General features: G+C 73.2%; 12 protein-coding genes. 7 read left to right on the top strand and 5 right to left on the bottom strand.

Annotated features, from left to right (window positions below; genetic code table 11):
• A partial coding sequence (locus tag MCBG_RS30560) for a non-ribosomal peptide synthetase (RefSeq protein ID WP_084789693.1) occupies positions 1–3,208 on the top strand: 3,208 nt, incomplete at its 5' end.
• A gap of 63 nt (positions 3,209–3,271) precedes the next feature.
• Here the strand turns inward: MCBG_RS30560 and MCBG_RS30555 are convergent.
• Genes MCBG_RS30555 through MCBG_RS30545 form a run of 3 tightly spaced genes read right to left on the bottom strand, consistent with a single transcriptional unit; the run spans position 3,272 to position 6,295 of the window.
• A complete protein-coding gene (locus MCBG_RS30555; RefSeq protein WP_043329866.1) occupies positions 3,272–3,967 on the bottom strand; it encodes an HAD-IA family hydrolase in 696 nt (231 codons plus the stop codon).
• Positions 3,968–4,004: 37 nt separating this feature from the next.
• A complete protein-coding gene (locus MCBG_RS30550) occupies positions 4,005–5,135 on the bottom strand; it encodes a Gfo/Idh/MocA family protein (RefSeq protein ID WP_043329864.1) in 1,131 nt (376 codons plus the stop codon).
• Positions 5,132–6,295, bottom strand: a complete 1,164-nt coding sequence (locus MCBG_RS30545; protein WP_043329862.1) for a DegT/DnrJ/EryC1/StrS family aminotransferase — start codon at positions 6,293–6,295, stop codon at positions 5,132–5,134. The genes MCBG_RS30550 and MCBG_RS30545 overlap by 4 nt, the downstream gene beginning before the upstream one ends.
• A gap of 332 nt (positions 6,296–6,627) precedes the next feature.
• On the opposite strand from MCBG_RS30545, the gene MCBG_RS30540 reads away from it, so the two are divergent.
• The 6 genes from MCBG_RS30540 (at position 6,628) to MCBG_RS30515 (ending at position 12,485) form a co-directional block, all read left to right on the top strand.
• Positions 6,628–7,059: a type II 3-dehydroquinate dehydratase gene (locus MCBG_RS30540; RefSeq protein ID WP_030500472.1), complete on the top strand. Its 432-nt coding sequence runs from the start codon at positions 6,628–6,630 to the stop codon at positions 7,057–7,059.
• 91 nt (positions 7,060–7,150) lie between these two features.
• Positions 7,151–7,504 carry a DoxX family protein gene (locus MCBG_RS30535; protein WP_030500471.1) on the top strand — a complete coding sequence of 118 codons (354 nt, stop codon included), beginning with the start codon at positions 7,151–7,153 and terminating at the stop codon, positions 7,502–7,504.
• A gap of 8 nt (positions 7,505–7,512) precedes the next feature.
• Positions 7,513–8,451 (top strand): ROK family protein, encoded by a 939-nt coding sequence (locus MCBG_RS30530; protein WP_043329860.1) that lies wholly within the window; start codon positions 7,513–7,515, stop codon positions 8,449–8,451.
• 11 nt (positions 8,452–8,462) lie between these two features.
• Positions 8,463–9,023 carry an NADPH-dependent FMN reductase gene (locus MCBG_RS30525; protein ID WP_043329859.1) on the top strand — a complete coding sequence of 187 codons (561 nt, stop codon included), beginning with the start codon at positions 8,463–8,465 and terminating at the stop codon, positions 9,021–9,023.
• Positions 9,024–9,332: 309 nt separating this feature from the next.
• Positions 9,333–10,610, top strand: coding sequence for a serine/threonine-protein kinase (locus MCBG_RS30520; RefSeq protein WP_051611444.1), 1,278 nt, complete (start codon positions 9,333–9,335; stop codon positions 10,608–10,610).
• A gap of 84 nt (positions 10,611–10,694) precedes the next feature.
• A complete protein-coding gene (locus MCBG_RS30515; protein WP_043329857.1) occupies positions 10,695–12,485 on the top strand; it encodes a substrate-binding and vWA domain-containing protein in 1,791 nt (596 codons plus the stop codon).
• Positions 12,486–12,735: 250 nt separating this feature from the next.
• Here the strand turns inward: MCBG_RS30515 and MCBG_RS30510 are convergent, their stop codons facing one another.
• Entirely contained in the window at positions 12,736–13,959 is a 1,224-nt protein-coding gene (locus MCBG_RS30510; RefSeq protein ID WP_043329855.1) for a glycosyltransferase, read from the bottom strand.
• A gap of 90 nt (positions 13,960–14,049) precedes the next feature.
• Positions 14,050–15,462 carry a glycosyltransferase family 2 protein gene (locus MCBG_RS30505; protein WP_043329853.1) on the bottom strand — a complete coding sequence of 471 codons (1,413 nt, stop codon included), beginning with the start codon at positions 15,460–15,462 and terminating at the stop codon, positions 14,050–14,052.
• Positions 15,463–15,595: the final 133 nt, after the last annotated feature.

Genomic DNA, 15,595 nt, shown 5'->3' with positions numbered 1-15,595 from the left:
ACTGGGTCGGGGCCTGGTGGACCAGACCGTGTCGTTGCTGTCGGCCGGGATCCGGGAACCCGGGGTGCCGCTGGGCGCGCTGCCGCTGCTGGGCGCGCCCGAGCGCGAGCGGCTGCTCGCGTGGGGCCGGGGCCCGGCCCGCCCGGTGCCGGGTGCGCCGCTGCACGAGCTGGTGCTCGAATGGGCACGACGCACGCCGGACGCGGTGGCCGGCGTCGCCGCCGGGGAGGTGCTGACGTACGCGGAGCTGGCCCGCCGCTCGGGGGAGTTGGCCGCGCGGCTACGGTCGATGGGCGTACGGCCCGGGGACGTGGTGTCGCTGGCGCTGGACCGCAGCATGTGGACGCTCGTCGCCACCCTGGCGGTGCTGCGGGCGGGGGCGGCGTACACGCCGATGGACGTGTCCTGGCCGGCGGAGCGGATGCGGATGCTGCTGGCCGACCACGGCGCCCGGGTCGTCCTCACCGTCGGCGAGGTCGCCCCGCGTGTCCCCAGACCTGACGGCGTACGGGTCGTCGCCCTCGATGCCGACTGGCCCACCGTGACGGCGGCCGAGGCGGCCGACCTGCCGGTGGTGGCACCCTCCCGGCCGGCGTTCGTGATCTACACGTCCGGCTCGACCGGGACACCGAAGGGTGTCGTGCTGACCCACGAGCACCTGACGAACTTCGTCACCTGGATGCGGGAGGAGTGCGCGGTCGGGCCGGACAGCCGGATGCTCCATTCCTGTTCACCGGTCTTCGACGTGGCCCTCGGCGAGATCTACACCGCGCTGACCTCCGGTGCCCGCGTCGTCGTCAGCTCCCGCGACGATCTTCTCGACGCCCGCCGGTTGACGGAGCTGATCGCCAAGGAGCAGGCCACCCACGCGTTCTGCCCACCCACGAACCTCGCCGCCGTCGATCCCGCCGACTGCCCCAGCCTGACGTGCGTGACCCTCGCCGGGGAGCCCATTCCGCCCCGCATGGCGCACCGCTGGACGGCCGCCGGTGCCCGCCTGATCAACGCGTACGGGCCCGCGGAGGCATCCGTCGCCTGTACCTGGTACGACGCGTCGAAGGGCTGGCCCGGCGCGTACGTGCCCATCGGCCGACCCATGCCCAACCGGCAGATCCGCGTCGTCGACGCCAATCTCGACCTCGTCCCCATGGGCGTCCCCGGCGAGATCCTCATCGCCGGCGCCGGCGTCGCCGACGGTTACCTCAACCGCCCCGAACTGACCGCCCAGCGGTTCGTCACCGACCCGTACGGCGGCGGGACCGCCTACCGCACCGGCGACCTCGGCCGGTGGAACGCCGCCGGAGCGCTGGAGATCCTCGGCCGGATGGACCACCAGGTCAAGGTCAACGGCATCCGGATCGAACTCGGTGAGATCGAGGCGACTCTCGAACAACACCCGGACGTCGGCACCGCCGTCGTCACCCGTCGCGAGGACCAGGGCACCGCCCGGCTCGTCGGCTACGTCACCGGACGCGACGGCCGCGTCCCCGTCACCGCCGACCTGCGGGCACACGCCGCCGCGGTGCTCCCGCCCTACATGGTCCCCGCCGTGATCATGGTCCTGGACCGGTTCCCCACCGGCGGCACCGGCAAGATCGACCGGCGGGCGCTACCAGAGCCGGGCTCGCGCCGTCCCGACCTCGACGTGCCGTACACCGAACCGGCCACCGACTCCGAACGCCTCGTCGCGGGGATCTTCGCGACGGTGCTCGGGCTGGACCGGGTCGGGACACTCGACGGGTTCTTCCACCTCGGCGGCACCTCCCTGCAGTCCGCCGCCGTCGCTGTCGCCCTCGACGAGGCCGCCGACGTCGCCGTGCCCGTCTCGCAGATCCACCGCACCCCCACCCCGCAAGGGCTGGCCCGCTGGCTCGCCACCGCCCCCCGCCGCCCCGGGGCCGAGCCGGCGCCGTCCGTCACCGGCCGTCCCGGCCCGTCGAAGCCCGTCCCGCTGACCCCGTCCGTCGCGAAGTGCGTCGTGCTCCCCTTCGAACTGGTCTGCCCCACCACCTGGTGGATCGAGGGTGAGCTGGACCTACGAGCCCTCATGGCCGCCCTCGGCGACCTCCACCACCGCCACCAGGCCCTGCACGCCCGCTACCGGCGCACCGACCCACCAACCGCAATCATCCCACCCAACCCCGGCATGCCCCAGCTACGACTCCTCGCCGACGCCGCCACCGAACACGACGCCCTCGACCAACTCGCCGAAGCAGTACAACAACCCCTCGACTACACCCAAGGCCGCAACTGGCGCGCCGCCCTGATCCGAAACAAAACCACCAACCGAATCCTCTTCGGCATCGGCATCCACCACATCGCCTTCGACGGCTGGTCATACGGACTACTCGTCCGAGACCTCACCCACGCCTACACCGCACGACACACCGGCCACACACCCACCTGGACCCACCCCGCACCCACACTGCACCAGTCCCACGACGAATACACCCGCCTCCGCAACGCCGCCGACCTGCAAACCCAACGAACCTACTGGCGCGAACAACTACGCGACCTACCCCGCCAAGGCGAAGGCCGGCCGCAGGAGATCCTGGAACAGACCCCGACCTGGGGCCCCAAGACCGGGCACATCGTCGCCGTCCCGCCCGAGCTGGTACGGCGCTGGGACCGGGCCGCCGTCGAACACCGCTTCAGCCGTTCCACCTACTTCGCCGCCGCCTACGCCTCGGCGCTGCGCGCCATCCATCAGCAGGACGACATCGCCCTGCTGATGATCGTCGCCCAGCGCGGCAGCCGCGTCCTCGACTCCGCCTTCACGAGCAGGATCAGCAGCAACTGTCTCCGGGTCCGGTTCGGCGGCCCGGAGAAGGACCTGATGCGCGCCCTCCAGCAGACCGCGGACGAGCTGATGGCCGCCCAGGACGTCTCCTTCCTGGAGATGGTCACCGACGACCCGGTCCTCGACCTGCCCCGCGAGGTGATCAACAGCCTGCCCTCGTTCGCCTACCAGGACAACCTCGTCCTCCCGCTGGACCTGCCCGGCTGCCGGACCGAGGAGGTCGTCGAACCGTACGCCCGGGAGTGGTCCGGTGCCTGCGTCGCCGAGGTGCTGCCCGGCGACGAGAGTGTCCTCCTGCGGGTCACCATCCGTACCGACCTGGTCCCGGCCCCCGCCGCCGAGATCCTGGCCACCGGCATGCTGCGCTTCCTGGAAGCCGGCCCCGAGGCGGTCAGCGACACACGCTGACCACAGCCTGGCGGCAGCGCGCCGGGCTGCTCACGCGAGCAGCCCGGCGCGCTCCGGTCCGGGTCAGTGGACGAGGGCCGCCGGGCAGTGCGCCAGCAACTCCGCCGGGGCGTGCACGACCAGGTCGGGGCCGGCCGCGAGCAGCGCCGCGATGTCCCCGCCGTGCCACGTCGTGGCGACGGCCGTCGCCCCGGCGTTCCGGCCGCTGAGCAGGTCGATCACCGCGTCGCCCACCATCATGGCCTCGTGCGGCGGCACGTCGAGGTTGCCCAGTGCCTGGAGCACGATGTCCGGGGCAGGCTTGGGACGGGCCACCTCGTCGGAACCGATCACCTGGCCGAAGAGGCCCAGCACGCCGAGTTGGTCGAGCAGGGAGCGGGCCCTCGGGCCGGCCTTGCCGGTGGCGATCCCCATCCGGATGCCACGCGAGTGCAGGGTCTCCAGGGTCTCCCGGACGCCGGGGAAGAGCGGCACGAGGTGGGCCATCCGGTAGCTCTCGCGGACGAACGGCCCCTCCATCTCCAGGGGCAGCCCCATCAGGCGCATGATGTCCGGGAAGTACCGGCCCATGTGCCGGTTGTACTCCTCGAACGGTGCCGGCCCGTCGCCCACCACCTCGGCGTACGCGATGCTGAACGCCTCACGCATGACGGCCGAACTGTCGACGATGACGCCGTCGAGGTCGAACACGACCGCGCGGATCGGGCCGCGCGCCGGCGACGGCGGGGTCACCTCGACTGTGGACGATGGACGGCTCATGGCTGCTCCCGGAAGGGGTTGGGGCCGACGGTGGTTCTCACCCGGCGCGATGGCCCACCAGTGCGTGCTGGCGCTCCGGCCGGGTGGGCCGGGCGCACTGGTAGATCCGTTCGATGATGTCGATGGTCCGGCGGGCCTCGGCGACGGCCGCGCCCCGGGCGGCCGGGTCGGCGAGCAGCCCGGGCAGGGCGTCGAGCTGGTGGTCGTACTCCGCGCCGATCGGCTCCCCGGGCAGCGGCAGCCGCGCGGTCCGGCCGTCGCGGGTACGCGTCAGCACCGGCGTGGGCTCCCGGTTGGGACTGAAGCCGAACGTGCAGCGCAGCGTCGCCGACCCCGCGGCGCCGTGCACGGTGACGGTGGTGCGGTCCAGCGACTCGTGCGAGGCCCAGCAGGCGTGCAGGGCGACGGAGGCGCCGGTGTCGGTGAGCAGGAACCCCCGGGCGGTGTCCTCGACGTCGCCGGGAACGTGGCCTGCGGTGTCGGCCCCGCCGCGCCAGGCGGCGTGGGCGGCGCTGTCGTTGACGAAGTCGTCCGAGACGCTGCCGATCGCGTGAGTGACCCGGGCCGGGCCGAGCAGCGGCAGCACCGTGTCGAGCAGGTGCCAGCCGAGGTCAACCAGCGCGCCCCCGCCGGACTGGTCGCGGCGGGTGAACCAGCCGCCCGCGTCGGGCACCCCTCGGGCGCGAACCCAGGCCACATCGACGTGCCGGATCGGGCCCAGCCCACCGGTCACGTCGGCCAGCGCCCGGACGTCGGCCCGGTAACGGGCGGCGCTGCCGGCCAGCAGCACCGCGCCGCCGTCGCGCTCCGCGTCGGCCAGGATGCCCGCCTCGGCGGAGGTCAGGCAGACCGGCTTCTCCAGGAACACCGGTACGCCCCGGCGCAGCAGCCGGACGGCGACGACCGCGTGCAGGTGGTTCGGTACGGCGACCACCGCCAGGTCGACCGTTCCGGCGGGCAGGTCCTCGACGTCGGCGTACGCGGACGCGACGGCGTGCGTGTCGCGGGCCTGATCGCGCACCACGGGCTGCGGGTCGACCACGGCGACCACCTCGAAGCCGGGGTGTACGGCGAGCCGGGGCAGCCAGATCTCCCGCCCGGCCCAGCCGAGGCCGACCACCGCGACCCGCACCGGCCGGCCGGCCGCGGCCGGGGGCCGGGCCGTCATCCGGCGAGGATGTCGGCGAGCACGGCGGCGATCTCGTGCATCTGCTGCTCCGTGCCGAGCAGCGTGCGGTGGTGCAGCCAGAGGCAGTCGGAGTGGATCTGCTCGGTGTTGGGGCAGCGGGCCGCGATCTCCTCTACCGACTCGTCGGGCGCGCCGGCCTTCCAGAAGCCCTCGCACCGGTAGATCGCCCGGAACGCCACGAACGCCGGGACGCCCCGGGCGATGAGCGCGTCCACCACGGCACGGCGACGCTCGATGCCGATCCCGGGGACACGGAACATCGCCATGTAGTGCGGGTTGCGGTCGGTGCGGGGGTCGGTCGCCTGCGGCACGACGCCCGGGATCTCGGCGAGCAGGCTCGACAGCAGCGGCCAGCGCTGCTCGCGCAGCGCGATCTGCTCGTCGAGGCGGGTCAGCTGGGCGCGTAGCACAGCGGCGGTGAACTCGCTCATCCGGTAGTTCGAGCCGGTGGTGCTGTGCAGGTATTCGCGGTCGGTGCGGGGCCGGCCGCAGCTGTGCACGAGGAATGCCCGCTCGCGCAGTTCCTCGTCGGGGAAGACGACCGCTCCGCCCTCGCCGGCGGTCATGAGCTTGCCGTTCTGGAAGCTGAAGGCGGCCACCGAGCCGAGCGCGCCGGCCCGCCGGCCGCGCCACTGCGCGCCCTGGGCGTGTGCCGCGTCCTGCAGCAGAGCCACCCCGGCGTCGGCGGCGAGCTTGTCGAGCGCGTCCATGTCGGCGAACTGCCCGGCCATGTGCACCGGCATGATCACCTTGGTACGGGGGGTGATCGCGGCCTCGACGGCGGCGGGGTCGACGCAGTAGGTGTCCAGGTCGACGTCAACCGGCACGGCGACCGCGCCGAGACGCTGCGCGGCCAGCGAGGACGAGATGAACGTGAACGCCGGGACGATCACCTCCGTACCGGGGCCGACGCCGAGCACCTCCAGCGCGACTTCCAGCGCGTGGGTGCCGTTGGTGACGGCAAGCGCGTGGGGGCTGCCGTGGTAGTCACCGAACTCCCGCTCGAAGGAGTCGACCTCACTGCCGCCCATCCGCCACCACTGACCCTGTTCGAGGGCGCGGATCAGTCCGGTTCGCTCCTCGTCGCCGTACTGCGGCCACTCGGGGAACTCGGACACCGTCGAGGGCTGACCACTCATGACTTCCCACTTCCCAACTCGGGCAGACCAGGGGCTTGGGCGGACCATCGGGCGGGACGACCCGAGACCGCCGGTGCGCGGGCCGGGCGCAGCGGAGCACCGGATGGCCGCGCGGTACGTGACGCCTCCGTCTGGAGCCGGCGGCGTCGCTTCAGCAGGGAGGACGGTAACCGACGCGGATACGCGGTCACCGCCCCTAACAGCCCCTAGCCACCCCTTAGTCCGCCGTGCGTCGGGCGCCGCCGGTTCGCCGGGAGCCGTCGGCGTAGTAAGACTGCGGTGACCAGTCATCAGGCTCTGCGGGACCAGGGCCGTGCCCCACGAGGTGAAGCGTGTCGGACGTGCTGCTGCTGAACGGCCCGAACCTGGGCATTCTCGGCCGGCGGGAACCGGAGATCTACGGCACCGACACCCTGGACGACATCGAACGCGCCGTCGGCGAGGAGGTCGCCGCCCGGGGCTGGGGTGTGGTCGCCGAGCAGCACGACTGCGAGGGTGCGCTGATCCGTACGATCCAGAACAGCTACGACACGGTGGGCGCGATCGTCAACCCGGGCGCCCTGATGATCGCGGGCTGGAGCCTGCGCGACGCGCTGGCCAACTACCCCCGGCCCTTCGTCGAGGTGCATCTGTCCAACGTGTGGGCGCGGGAGAGCTTCCGGCACGACTCGGTGATCGCCCCGCTGGCCAGCGGGGTGATCGTCGGGCTCGGAGCGCTGGGCTACCGGCTGGCCGCGCGCGCCCTCACCGCGACCGTCCGATGACGACCGGGCACCCCGCCGTCCGCTGCCGTGGGCGCCGGCGTGCCGGCGGTACGGTCGTCCGCACGTCCCGACTCTTCCCGAAGGACCTCACGTGGAGATTCCCGTCCTCGTCCTGACCCTCGTCCTCGCGGCCGTGTTCGCGGGCACCGCCGTGCCGAAGCTCACCGGGCAGGCACAGATGCGCGAGCGGATGGACCACCTAGGCGTCTCGCCGGGGCTGACCCGCGTGCTGGGGGTGCTGGAACTCGCCGCGGTCGCCGGGCTGCTGCTCGGCCTGCTCTGGCCGCCCCTGGGCATCGCGGCGGCGATCGGTCTCGCCCTGCAGATGACGGGCGCGGTCGTCTACCACGCCCGGGCGAAGGACCCGGCCGCGACGATCCTGACGCCGGTGATCTTTGCCGTCGCCGCCCTGGCGCTCGTCTACCTGCACGTGCGGCTGGGCTGAGGCCGGCCGTGTCCGGTCCGCAGCGCCACGGCGGCGTCCTCGGCATCGACGTCGGCGGCACCAAGGTCGCGTTGCACGCGGAGGCACCCGGGCGGCCGGCGTACGACCGGACCTTCCGCTGGCCCCGGGGGGCCGCCGACCCGGCCGACGACCTGACGGTGCTGGCCGTCGAGGTGGACCGGCTGCTCGACCGGTGGGGGCCGGTGGACGCGGTCGGGGTTGCCATGCCGGCGACCACTGACACCGGGGGCACCGTCACCACCTGGCCTGGGCGCCCCGGCTGGGCGGGCCTCGACCTCACCGGCGCGCTGCGCCGCCTCTTTCCCGACGCGGCGACCGCCGTCGCCGACGACGGTGATCTCGCCGCCCTGGCCGAGGCGCGCTGCGCCGGCGCGGACGACGTGGTCTACCTGGGCGTCGGCACCGGGATCGGCGGCGGCGTCGTGCTGGCCGGCCGGCCAGTGCCGGGCCGGTCCTCCGCCGAGATCGGCCACATGGTCGTCGCCCTCGACGGTGAGCGCTGCGACTGCGACCGGCACGGCTGCCTCCAGTCCGTCGCGTCCGGCCCCGCCACCCTGCGCCGCGCCGCCGCCCGCCGAGGCGGCGAGGTGGGCTTCGACGACCTACGGGCCGGACTCGACGGGCGCGAGCCCTGGGCGGTGGCTGCGGTCGAGGAGAGCTGCCGGGCGCTGGCGGCGGCGGTGGTGAGCCTCGGCGAGATCCTCGATCCGGCGCTGGCGATCGTGGGCGGCGGGTTCGCCGCCGGCCTGCCCGGCTTCGTGCCGCTCGTCGCGCAACGGGCACGTCGCGCCGGCCGGCCCGGGCGCCCGGCGCCACCGGTGCGTCCCGCCGCCCTCGGCGGGCTGTCGTCCCTGCACGGCGCGGTGGAGCTGGCTCGTGACCTGACCGGCACGTCGGCTCCCGCGCGCCCCGTCCCCATCGCCTAGAGGAGAGCAGCATGGTCAGGATCGGTGTCATCGTCGGCAGCACGCGACCCGGCCGCAAGGCCGACGCCGTGGCCCGCTGGGTGCGCGACGTCGCCGCCAAGCGGGGCGACGCCACTGTCGAACTGGTCGACATCGCCGACTACGCCCTGCCACACTTCGACGAGGTGCTGCCGCCGTCGATGGCGCCGTCGCGACGCCCGGCCGTACGCCGCTGGGCGGCGACCGTGGCCGGGTTCGACGGCTTCGTCTTCGTCACGCCGGAGTACAACCACTCCATCCCGGGCGCGCTGAAGGATTCCCTCGACTTCCTCTACCAGGAGTGGCAGCACGCCGCCGCCGGCCTCGTCAGCTACGGCGTGCACGGCGGCACCCGGGCGGCGGAGCACCTGCGGCTGGTTCTCGGGCAGCTCGGCGTCGCCGACGTCCGCTCCCAGGTCGCGCTCTCTCTGACGACCGACTTCGTCAACTTCCGCGACTTCCGGCCGGCCGCGCACCACGAGCAGGCCCTCGGCACCATGCTCGACGAGGTGGTCGCCTGGGCCGGCACACTGCGGACGCTGCGCCGGGCCTGACGCCGCTGCGGCTGCGCGTCGGCGACCGGGGTCGGGCACCGGCATCGACCCGCCCGGCACGGCACGGCACGGCACGGCACGGCGGGAAACGAGTTCGCGCCGGCCACGGCGGAGGACGAAGGGACACCCTGGAGGGACGCCCGCCGTCGTAGGCCGGGCCGGCCCGCGCAGTGCGGCGACCGCCACCGCGAGACCACCGGCGGCGGTGGCCTCCACCCATGATCGGCTGTCCTCTGTCGTCGCTGCGGCATGACACGATGGCCGTGCCCTGCGCCGCCGGTGGCCGGGCACGACACTGATGGAGTCGGGATGTCAGAACTGGCCGGCACGCCGGTGCCAGGATTGGCGAAGCTGTGGACGCACGACCCGGTCACCGCCGGCCGGTATCGGCTGCTCGGCCGGCTGGGCGCGGGTGGGCAGGGGGTCGTCTACCTCGGTGAGGACGACGCTGGTGACCGCGTCGCGGTCAAGATGGTCAACGTCGATCTGACTGATCCACGGGCGCGGTCGCAGTTCGTGAAGGAGATCGCCGCCGCGCGCCGGGTCGCTCCGTTCTGCACCGCGCAGGTGCTCTTCGCCGAGGTCGACGGCGAGCGTCCCTACGTGGTCAGTGAGTTCATCGAAGGCCCGACCCTGCACCGGCACGTCCGCGAACGCGGCCCGGTGACCGGTAACGCCCTGCACCGGCTCGCGGTCGGCACTGTCACCGCGCTCGCCGCGATCCACAGTGCCGGCGTGGTGCACTGCGATCTGAAGCCGGACAACGTGGTGCTGGGCAGGGACGGCCCTAGGGTGATCGACTTCGGCATCGCTCGCGCGCTGGGCGTGACCGAGACGGCGTCCAGCCGGGTCATGGGGACCACCGCGTACATGGCACCCGAGCGGTTCCGCAACGACGCGGTCGGTCCGCCCTGCGACGTCTTCGCCTGGGCGGCCACGATCGCGTTCGCTGCCGGTGGCCGGCCACCCTTCGGCGATGATTCGCTCTTCGCCGTGATGCACCGGGTGCTGCACGATCCGCCCGACCTGCCGGCGTTGCCTCCGGTGCTGGACGAGCTGATCCGGGAGTGCCTGGCGAAGGATCCGGCGGATCGGCCGGGTGCCGAGCAGGTGCTGGTGCGGCTGCTGCGGCAGGACGCCACGGCCACCGTGCCGCTACGTCGGGAGAGCCTGCTCGAGGTCGGCAACGAGACCGCGGGCACGCCGACGCCGAACCATCCCCTTCCCCAGATCACGCCGACGGCACCGCAGCCGCGCCCGACGCAGCCACAGCCACAGCCGACCCAGGCCCGGCCGACGCAGCCGGCACACCCACGGATGACGACCCAGCCGGCGTACCTGCCGGCGACGGAGCCCGGCGTCGGCGCCGGGTCCGGCGGCGCGTTGCGGCGACTGCGTCGTGAGGCCCTCGACGCCTGGGGCATCTCGACAGCGCTCTTCCTCGGCTCGGCCGGCGCCGCCGCCGGCTACGTCGCGTCGAGCGCGATCGGCCCGGCCGCCGCAGTCGGGGCGGTCGCCTTCGTCGTGGTCTACCTGGTCCGGCTGCTGGTCGCTACGGCGGTCGGGGGGCGGTCCGACCGCCCGTGACGCCGCGGCAGGGGTCCGGGTCGCCGGCTGGCGCCGGATCGATAGGTTGACGGCCACCAGCCGCCCGCCGAGGAGGACGCCCCGATGACCCCATCCGTTACCCGCACGCGGCAGTGGTTGCCCTACACCGCCGCCGTCACCGCCGGGCTGGTGGTCATCGCCGGGGCGTTCGTGTTCGTCCAGCAGCGCGATGCGGGCAGCGAGGTGCCCCGCACCGACTGCGCCACCACCCTCCAGGTCAACTCGTCGACGGAGAAGGCGGCGCTGCTGGTCGACCTGGCCGAGCGCTACAACCGCAGCAGCCGGTCGATCGACGGCGGTGGCTGCGCCCAGGTGCACGTCAGCGCGCTCAACTCGGGCCAGGCCGCCGAGGCGCTGGCCACCGGCTGGACCCACACCGGCCTGCCGCGACCACAGGTCTGGCTGCCGACGTCGAGCCTGTGGACCGGCCAGCTCCGGCTGCTCGACCAAGCCGCCGGGCGAGCACCGCAGACCCCGGACCGCTACCCGTCGATCGCCAACAGCCCACTGGTGATCGCGATGCCGCAGCCCAAGGCCGAACTGATACGCCGGCGCGGGCCGCTGGGCTGGGGGGAGATCCTGGGCCTGTCCGGGCGGGACGGGTGGGCGGGCTTCGGCAAGCCGGAGTGGGGCCGCTTCACCTTCGGCAAGGACAACCCCAACCTGTCCACCTCCGGGCTGGCGGCGACCATCGCCACCTACTACGCGGCGGTGCAACGGTCCAGCGACCTGACCCGGTCCGACCTTGCCGACCCCGCGGTCACCCAGTTCGTCCGCCGGATCGAGGCCAATGTGTCGCACTACAGCGACGATTCGGTGGACCTGCTGCGCAGCCTCGCCGAGGCGGACCTGGCGGGCGGCGCGGGCAGTACGGACGACATGAGCGCCATCGTCCTCCAGGAGGAACTCGTGGACCTCTACAACACGGGTGCGCTGAGCCCTCGGCAGGACGGGCAGGAGCGGGGCCGCAGGCCGAACGTCCCGCTGGTCGCCGTCCACCCCAAGGAGGGCACGTTCAACCTGGACCACCCGTTCGTGGTGCTGCCCTCCGCCGACGAGCGGCAGCGGGCGGCGGCGACCGACTTCCTGGCCTTCCTGACCGAGGACGCCCAGCAGGAGACCTTCGCCCGCCTCGGCTTCCGGGACCACGAGCGCCGAGCCTCGGCGGAGCTGCTCGCCAACGTCGGCGCCGAGCCCACCGGTGGGCTGAGCTACTTCGAGCCCCCGGACCCGCAGGTGGTCGGCGCGATGCTGGACGGCTGGCGGACGCTCCGCAAGAAGGCCAACATCCTGATAGCCCTGGACACGTCCGGGTCCATGCAGGCGATGGTCGGCACCCGCACCCGCTTCCAGGTCGCCTCAGCAGCGGCGGGCAAGGGCCTCGCGCTGCTCAACACCGAGGACCGGGTGGGTCTCTGGTCGTTCTCCTCGGAGACCCGGAAGCGGCCGAAGAGCCCCTACCGGGAGGAGATCCCTCTCGGCGAGTTCGACCAGAAGCGGATCAACAGCAAGATCGCCGGCCTGCACGTCGACGGCGGCACCGCGCTCTACGCGACGGTCCGGGCCGCACACCGAGAGCTGCTCGACCGGTACGACCCGCAGCGGATCAACGCGATCGTCGTGCTGACCGACGGCAAGAACGAGTACCGGCAGGACAACGACCTGGCCCGCCTGCTCGCCGAGGTCGCCCTCGACCCGCGGCGTCCGGTGAAGGTGTTCTGCATCGCCTTCGACCGGGAGTCGGACTTCGCCACCCTGGACCGGATCGCCAAGGCATCATCGGGCAAGGCCTTCGACGCGACCGATCCCGCCAAGATCGACGAAGCGTTCGTGAAGCTGGTCAGCAGCTTCTGACGCCGACGCGCCCCGCTCGCCACGAGCCCGCGGCGCGACCGACGGTCTCCGCAGCCCCGCCGGTGAACAGCGCCGGCCGGAGTAGGGAGCACCCCGACACCGGTCCGGTCCGCCGACGCCCTAACCTCGGCGTACAACGAGTGCCGGGCCTCCGGGATGACCAGCAGGTCGCCCTCCCCACCGGTCCACGGCTGATCCGGCGCGACCAGCCGGACCCGCCCCCGCAGTACCTGGAGCGTCGCCTCACCGATCAGGCTCCCGGTGCGACGACCAACCGCTCCGCGGCGACCTGCGCCGCGTCGGTGCGTACGACGCCGGCGAACTCGCGGGCGCGGGCGGCCACCTCCGGCCGCAGCGCGGCGCCCAGAGCCTCGGTCAGTGACTCGACGGTCGGCACGGAGCCGGGGTGTGCGGTGCCGATGCCGAGCGCGGGCACCCGGCGCGCGAAGTAGTGCTGGTCGTACACCTGCGGTACGACGACCTGCGGCGTCCCGGCCCGCGCGGCCGTGGTCGTGGTGCCCGCGCCGCCATGGTGGACCACCACGGCCACCTCCCGGAACAGGTCCTGCTGGTTCACTTCGCCGACCACCAGGCAGTCGGGGGACCGGTCGACCGGCGAGAGCGGCGCCCAGCCCCGGGAGGCGACCAGCCGGCAACCGACCGCGCGCACGGCCCGCACGGCCGTCTCCAGCAGACCCGGGGGTGCGGCGACGCTGCCGAATCCGACGTAGACGCACGGCCCGCCGGCGTCCAGGAAGGCCGTCAGCTCGGCGGGCAGGGCCCGCTTGTCGGGCAGGAGCCAGGCGCCCGGTTGGTAGACGGCCGGATCGGCGACGTCCGGCCAGGGTGCCAAGGCCGGGTCGGCGGCCAGCCACGGCCGGTCGGTGTGGATGTGGTCGCTGACGTCGTCGACCGTGCCCAACCCCACCGCCGACCGCAGCGCGTTGAGGGGCGCGGCGAAGGTGTCGTTGACGTGCCGCAGGTTGGCGGCCCACAGGTCGCTGTTGTCTGCCGACGCGGGCGCCGGGACCTCCCCGAGCACCGGCAGCGGCAGCGGGGGGTGGTGGGGTGAGGGAAGGGCCGCCGGGCAGAGCGCCGCGAAGACGTACGGGATGCCGCGCTTCTCCGCCACGGTGCGGGCGGCGATCTGGAGGCCCGTCGACGCGACGAGGACGTCACAGTCCCGGGCTGCGGCCGACAGCACCTCGAACTGGATGCCGATGGAGGACTCGGCGAACTTGCGTACCTGCGCGGGCGAGGGTTTTGGCACGGCGGCCCGCGACCTGGGCGCCGCCGACCTGCGCCAGGGCGGGCCGACGGGCACGAAGGGAATCCTGAAGCTGGCCACCCAGCGGGCGAAGTCGGGCGGGGCGCAGAGGCGGGCCTGATGGCCGAGGGCCGTCAACCGCGACGCGAGCGCCACCAGGGGTTGGACATCGCCACGCGACCCGAGAGTCGACAGCAGTACGCGCACAATACTCGCCTTTCCGTCTTTTACGCCGGATCCGGGCGCGGCTGGGCCAGACCCGACAGCGTTGTCGGGCCTGGCCGCACCGTCGATCTGCTATCCCCGCGTCGTGGAGCGCCCCGGCACCAGGGCAGCGGGTCGCGCCCCGGCGGCGGTCTGAGCGGGTACCCGGCGCGCGGCACCGGGCGCGGGTCGGAGGGGCCGCAGGATCAGTACGTGGCCGAGCCCCTCGACCGCGCGCAGCTCGGCCGTGCAGGCCGCGGCCTGCGCCTGGCGCAGGTAGTCCAGCGTCTGCGGGTCGGCGGCGCACATCCCCGGCGTCGAGTCGGCGGTGGCGACCAGGTGGACCTCCCCGGCCAGCAGCAGCGAGGCCGAGATGAACTGGCAGAGCTCCGGCCACAGCAGGTACCGCCAGAAGTCCACGCTGATCACCGCGTCCAGGCTGCCCGACGGCATGGGCGGGGCGACGCCGAGCAGGTGGAAGTTGGTCCGCCCGATGGGTGCGGCGTAGTCGAAGGTCAACGCCGAGGCGGGCAACCCGGAATCGGCTCGACCGGTGCCGATCCAGAGCGTGCGGTGCCCCCGCACCTGGCCGGCGAGGCGCGCGGCGGCGGGGCCGATGGCGCAGGCCGACCGCTCGACGCACTCGTCGATGAGCGCGCGATAGTGCAGGATCCGCCGGATCGCCTCGTACCCCATGACGGCGGTGAGGAACTCCCACTCCAGGCACGGATAGAGCCGGGCCGCCTGCTGGAAGTTGGCCTTCATCTCCATCCAGTTGCGGGTGATGTTCTTGTGGTGCGGCAGGTGGACGACCCGGGCGTCGTCGTCGTAGCCGAAGTTGACGCCGTCGGGGAGGCTGCGGTCGACGCGGTAGAACAACTCGACGTCCTCCACGCCGTAGCTCAGACCGAACGCCTCGCGGTAGCCACCGACCTGCGCGAAGTGCGCGCTGGACAGCGAGATGTTGTGCGTGTAGGCGATGACCCAGCCGGCCCGGAGCCACTCGCCCCCGTCGTCGGGAAGCCCCGTGGCGAACCGAAGGTCGCCGCCGTGCGGAAAGGCGCGTGCGACCGCGTGCGACTCCCCGGCCAGCACTGCCGGCAGGTCAGCGAGGCCGATCTCGTCCCGCCGGCCGATCAGCACCGCCGCGTTGCCGGGCACGCTGTGCCAGGCCAGGTGCCGCTCCAGCAGGTCGGGCACCGCCCACGAGTCGGCGTCGAGGAAGACCAGCAGCGGCGCGCAGGCACGGCGCGCCCCCTCGTTGCGGGCGGCGGAGCGGCCCTTGCGCTCGGCGAGTTCCAGCACGCGCAGGCGGAGACCGGCACCCTCGGCGAGCGCCTCGGCGTACCCGTCGGACGAGCCACCGTCCCGGACCACGATCACCTCGAAGCGTTCCGGCGGCAGCGTCTGCCGGGTCAGCGCCCTGAGGGTCAGCGCGAGGCACTGCGGATCCTGGTAGGTCGGCATCACCACGCTCAGCGCCGGAGGGTTGGTGGGCAGCGACATGGCGATCCTCTCCGTCAGACGATCTTGCCGTCAGAGGGCGGCGACACCGTCAGACGATAACGCTCCGCGACGACATCACTACGCATCAATAGGGGTCTATAGGGGTGCACTGTCCCGACACGACAGTCGCCGC

The sequence above is a fragment of the Micromonospora sp. M42 genome, assembly GCF_000568915.1.
GTDB classification, from domain to species: domain Bacteria; phylum Actinomycetota; class Actinomycetes; order Mycobacteriales; family Micromonosporaceae; genus Micromonospora; species Micromonospora chalcea.
This window is presented reverse-complemented; position numbering and strand designations above follow the sequence as displayed.

Bases quoted from the DNA above. Each gene is read 5' to 3' on its own strand.
- MCBG_RS30550 (WP_043329864.1), bottom strand. From the start codon at position 5,135: ATGACGGCCCGGCCCCCGGCCGCGGCCGGCCGGCCGGTGCGGGTCGCG.
- MCBG_RS30520 (WP_051611444.1), top strand. From the start codon at position 9,333: ATGTCAGAACTGGCCGGCACGCCGGTGCCAGGATTGGCGAAGCTGTGG.
- MCBG_RS30505 (WP_043329853.1), bottom strand. From the start codon at position 15,462: ATGTCGCTGCCCACCAACCCTCCGGCGCTGAGCGTGGTGATGCCGACC.
- MCBG_RS30515 (WP_043329857.1), top strand. From the start codon at position 10,695: ATGACCCCATCCGTTACCCGCACGCGGCAGTGGTTGCCCTACACCGCC.
- MCBG_RS30525 (WP_043329859.1), top strand. From the start codon at position 8,463: ATGGTCAGGATCGGTGTCATCGTCGGCAGCACGCGACCCGGCCGCAAG.
- MCBG_RS30555 (WP_043329866.1), bottom strand. From the start codon at position 3,967: ATGAGCCGTCCATCGTCCACAGTCGAGGTGACCCCGCCGTCGCCGGCG.
- MCBG_RS30545 (WP_043329862.1), bottom strand. From the start codon at position 6,295: ATGAGTGGTCAGCCCTCGACGGTGTCCGAGTTCCCCGAGTGGCCGCAG.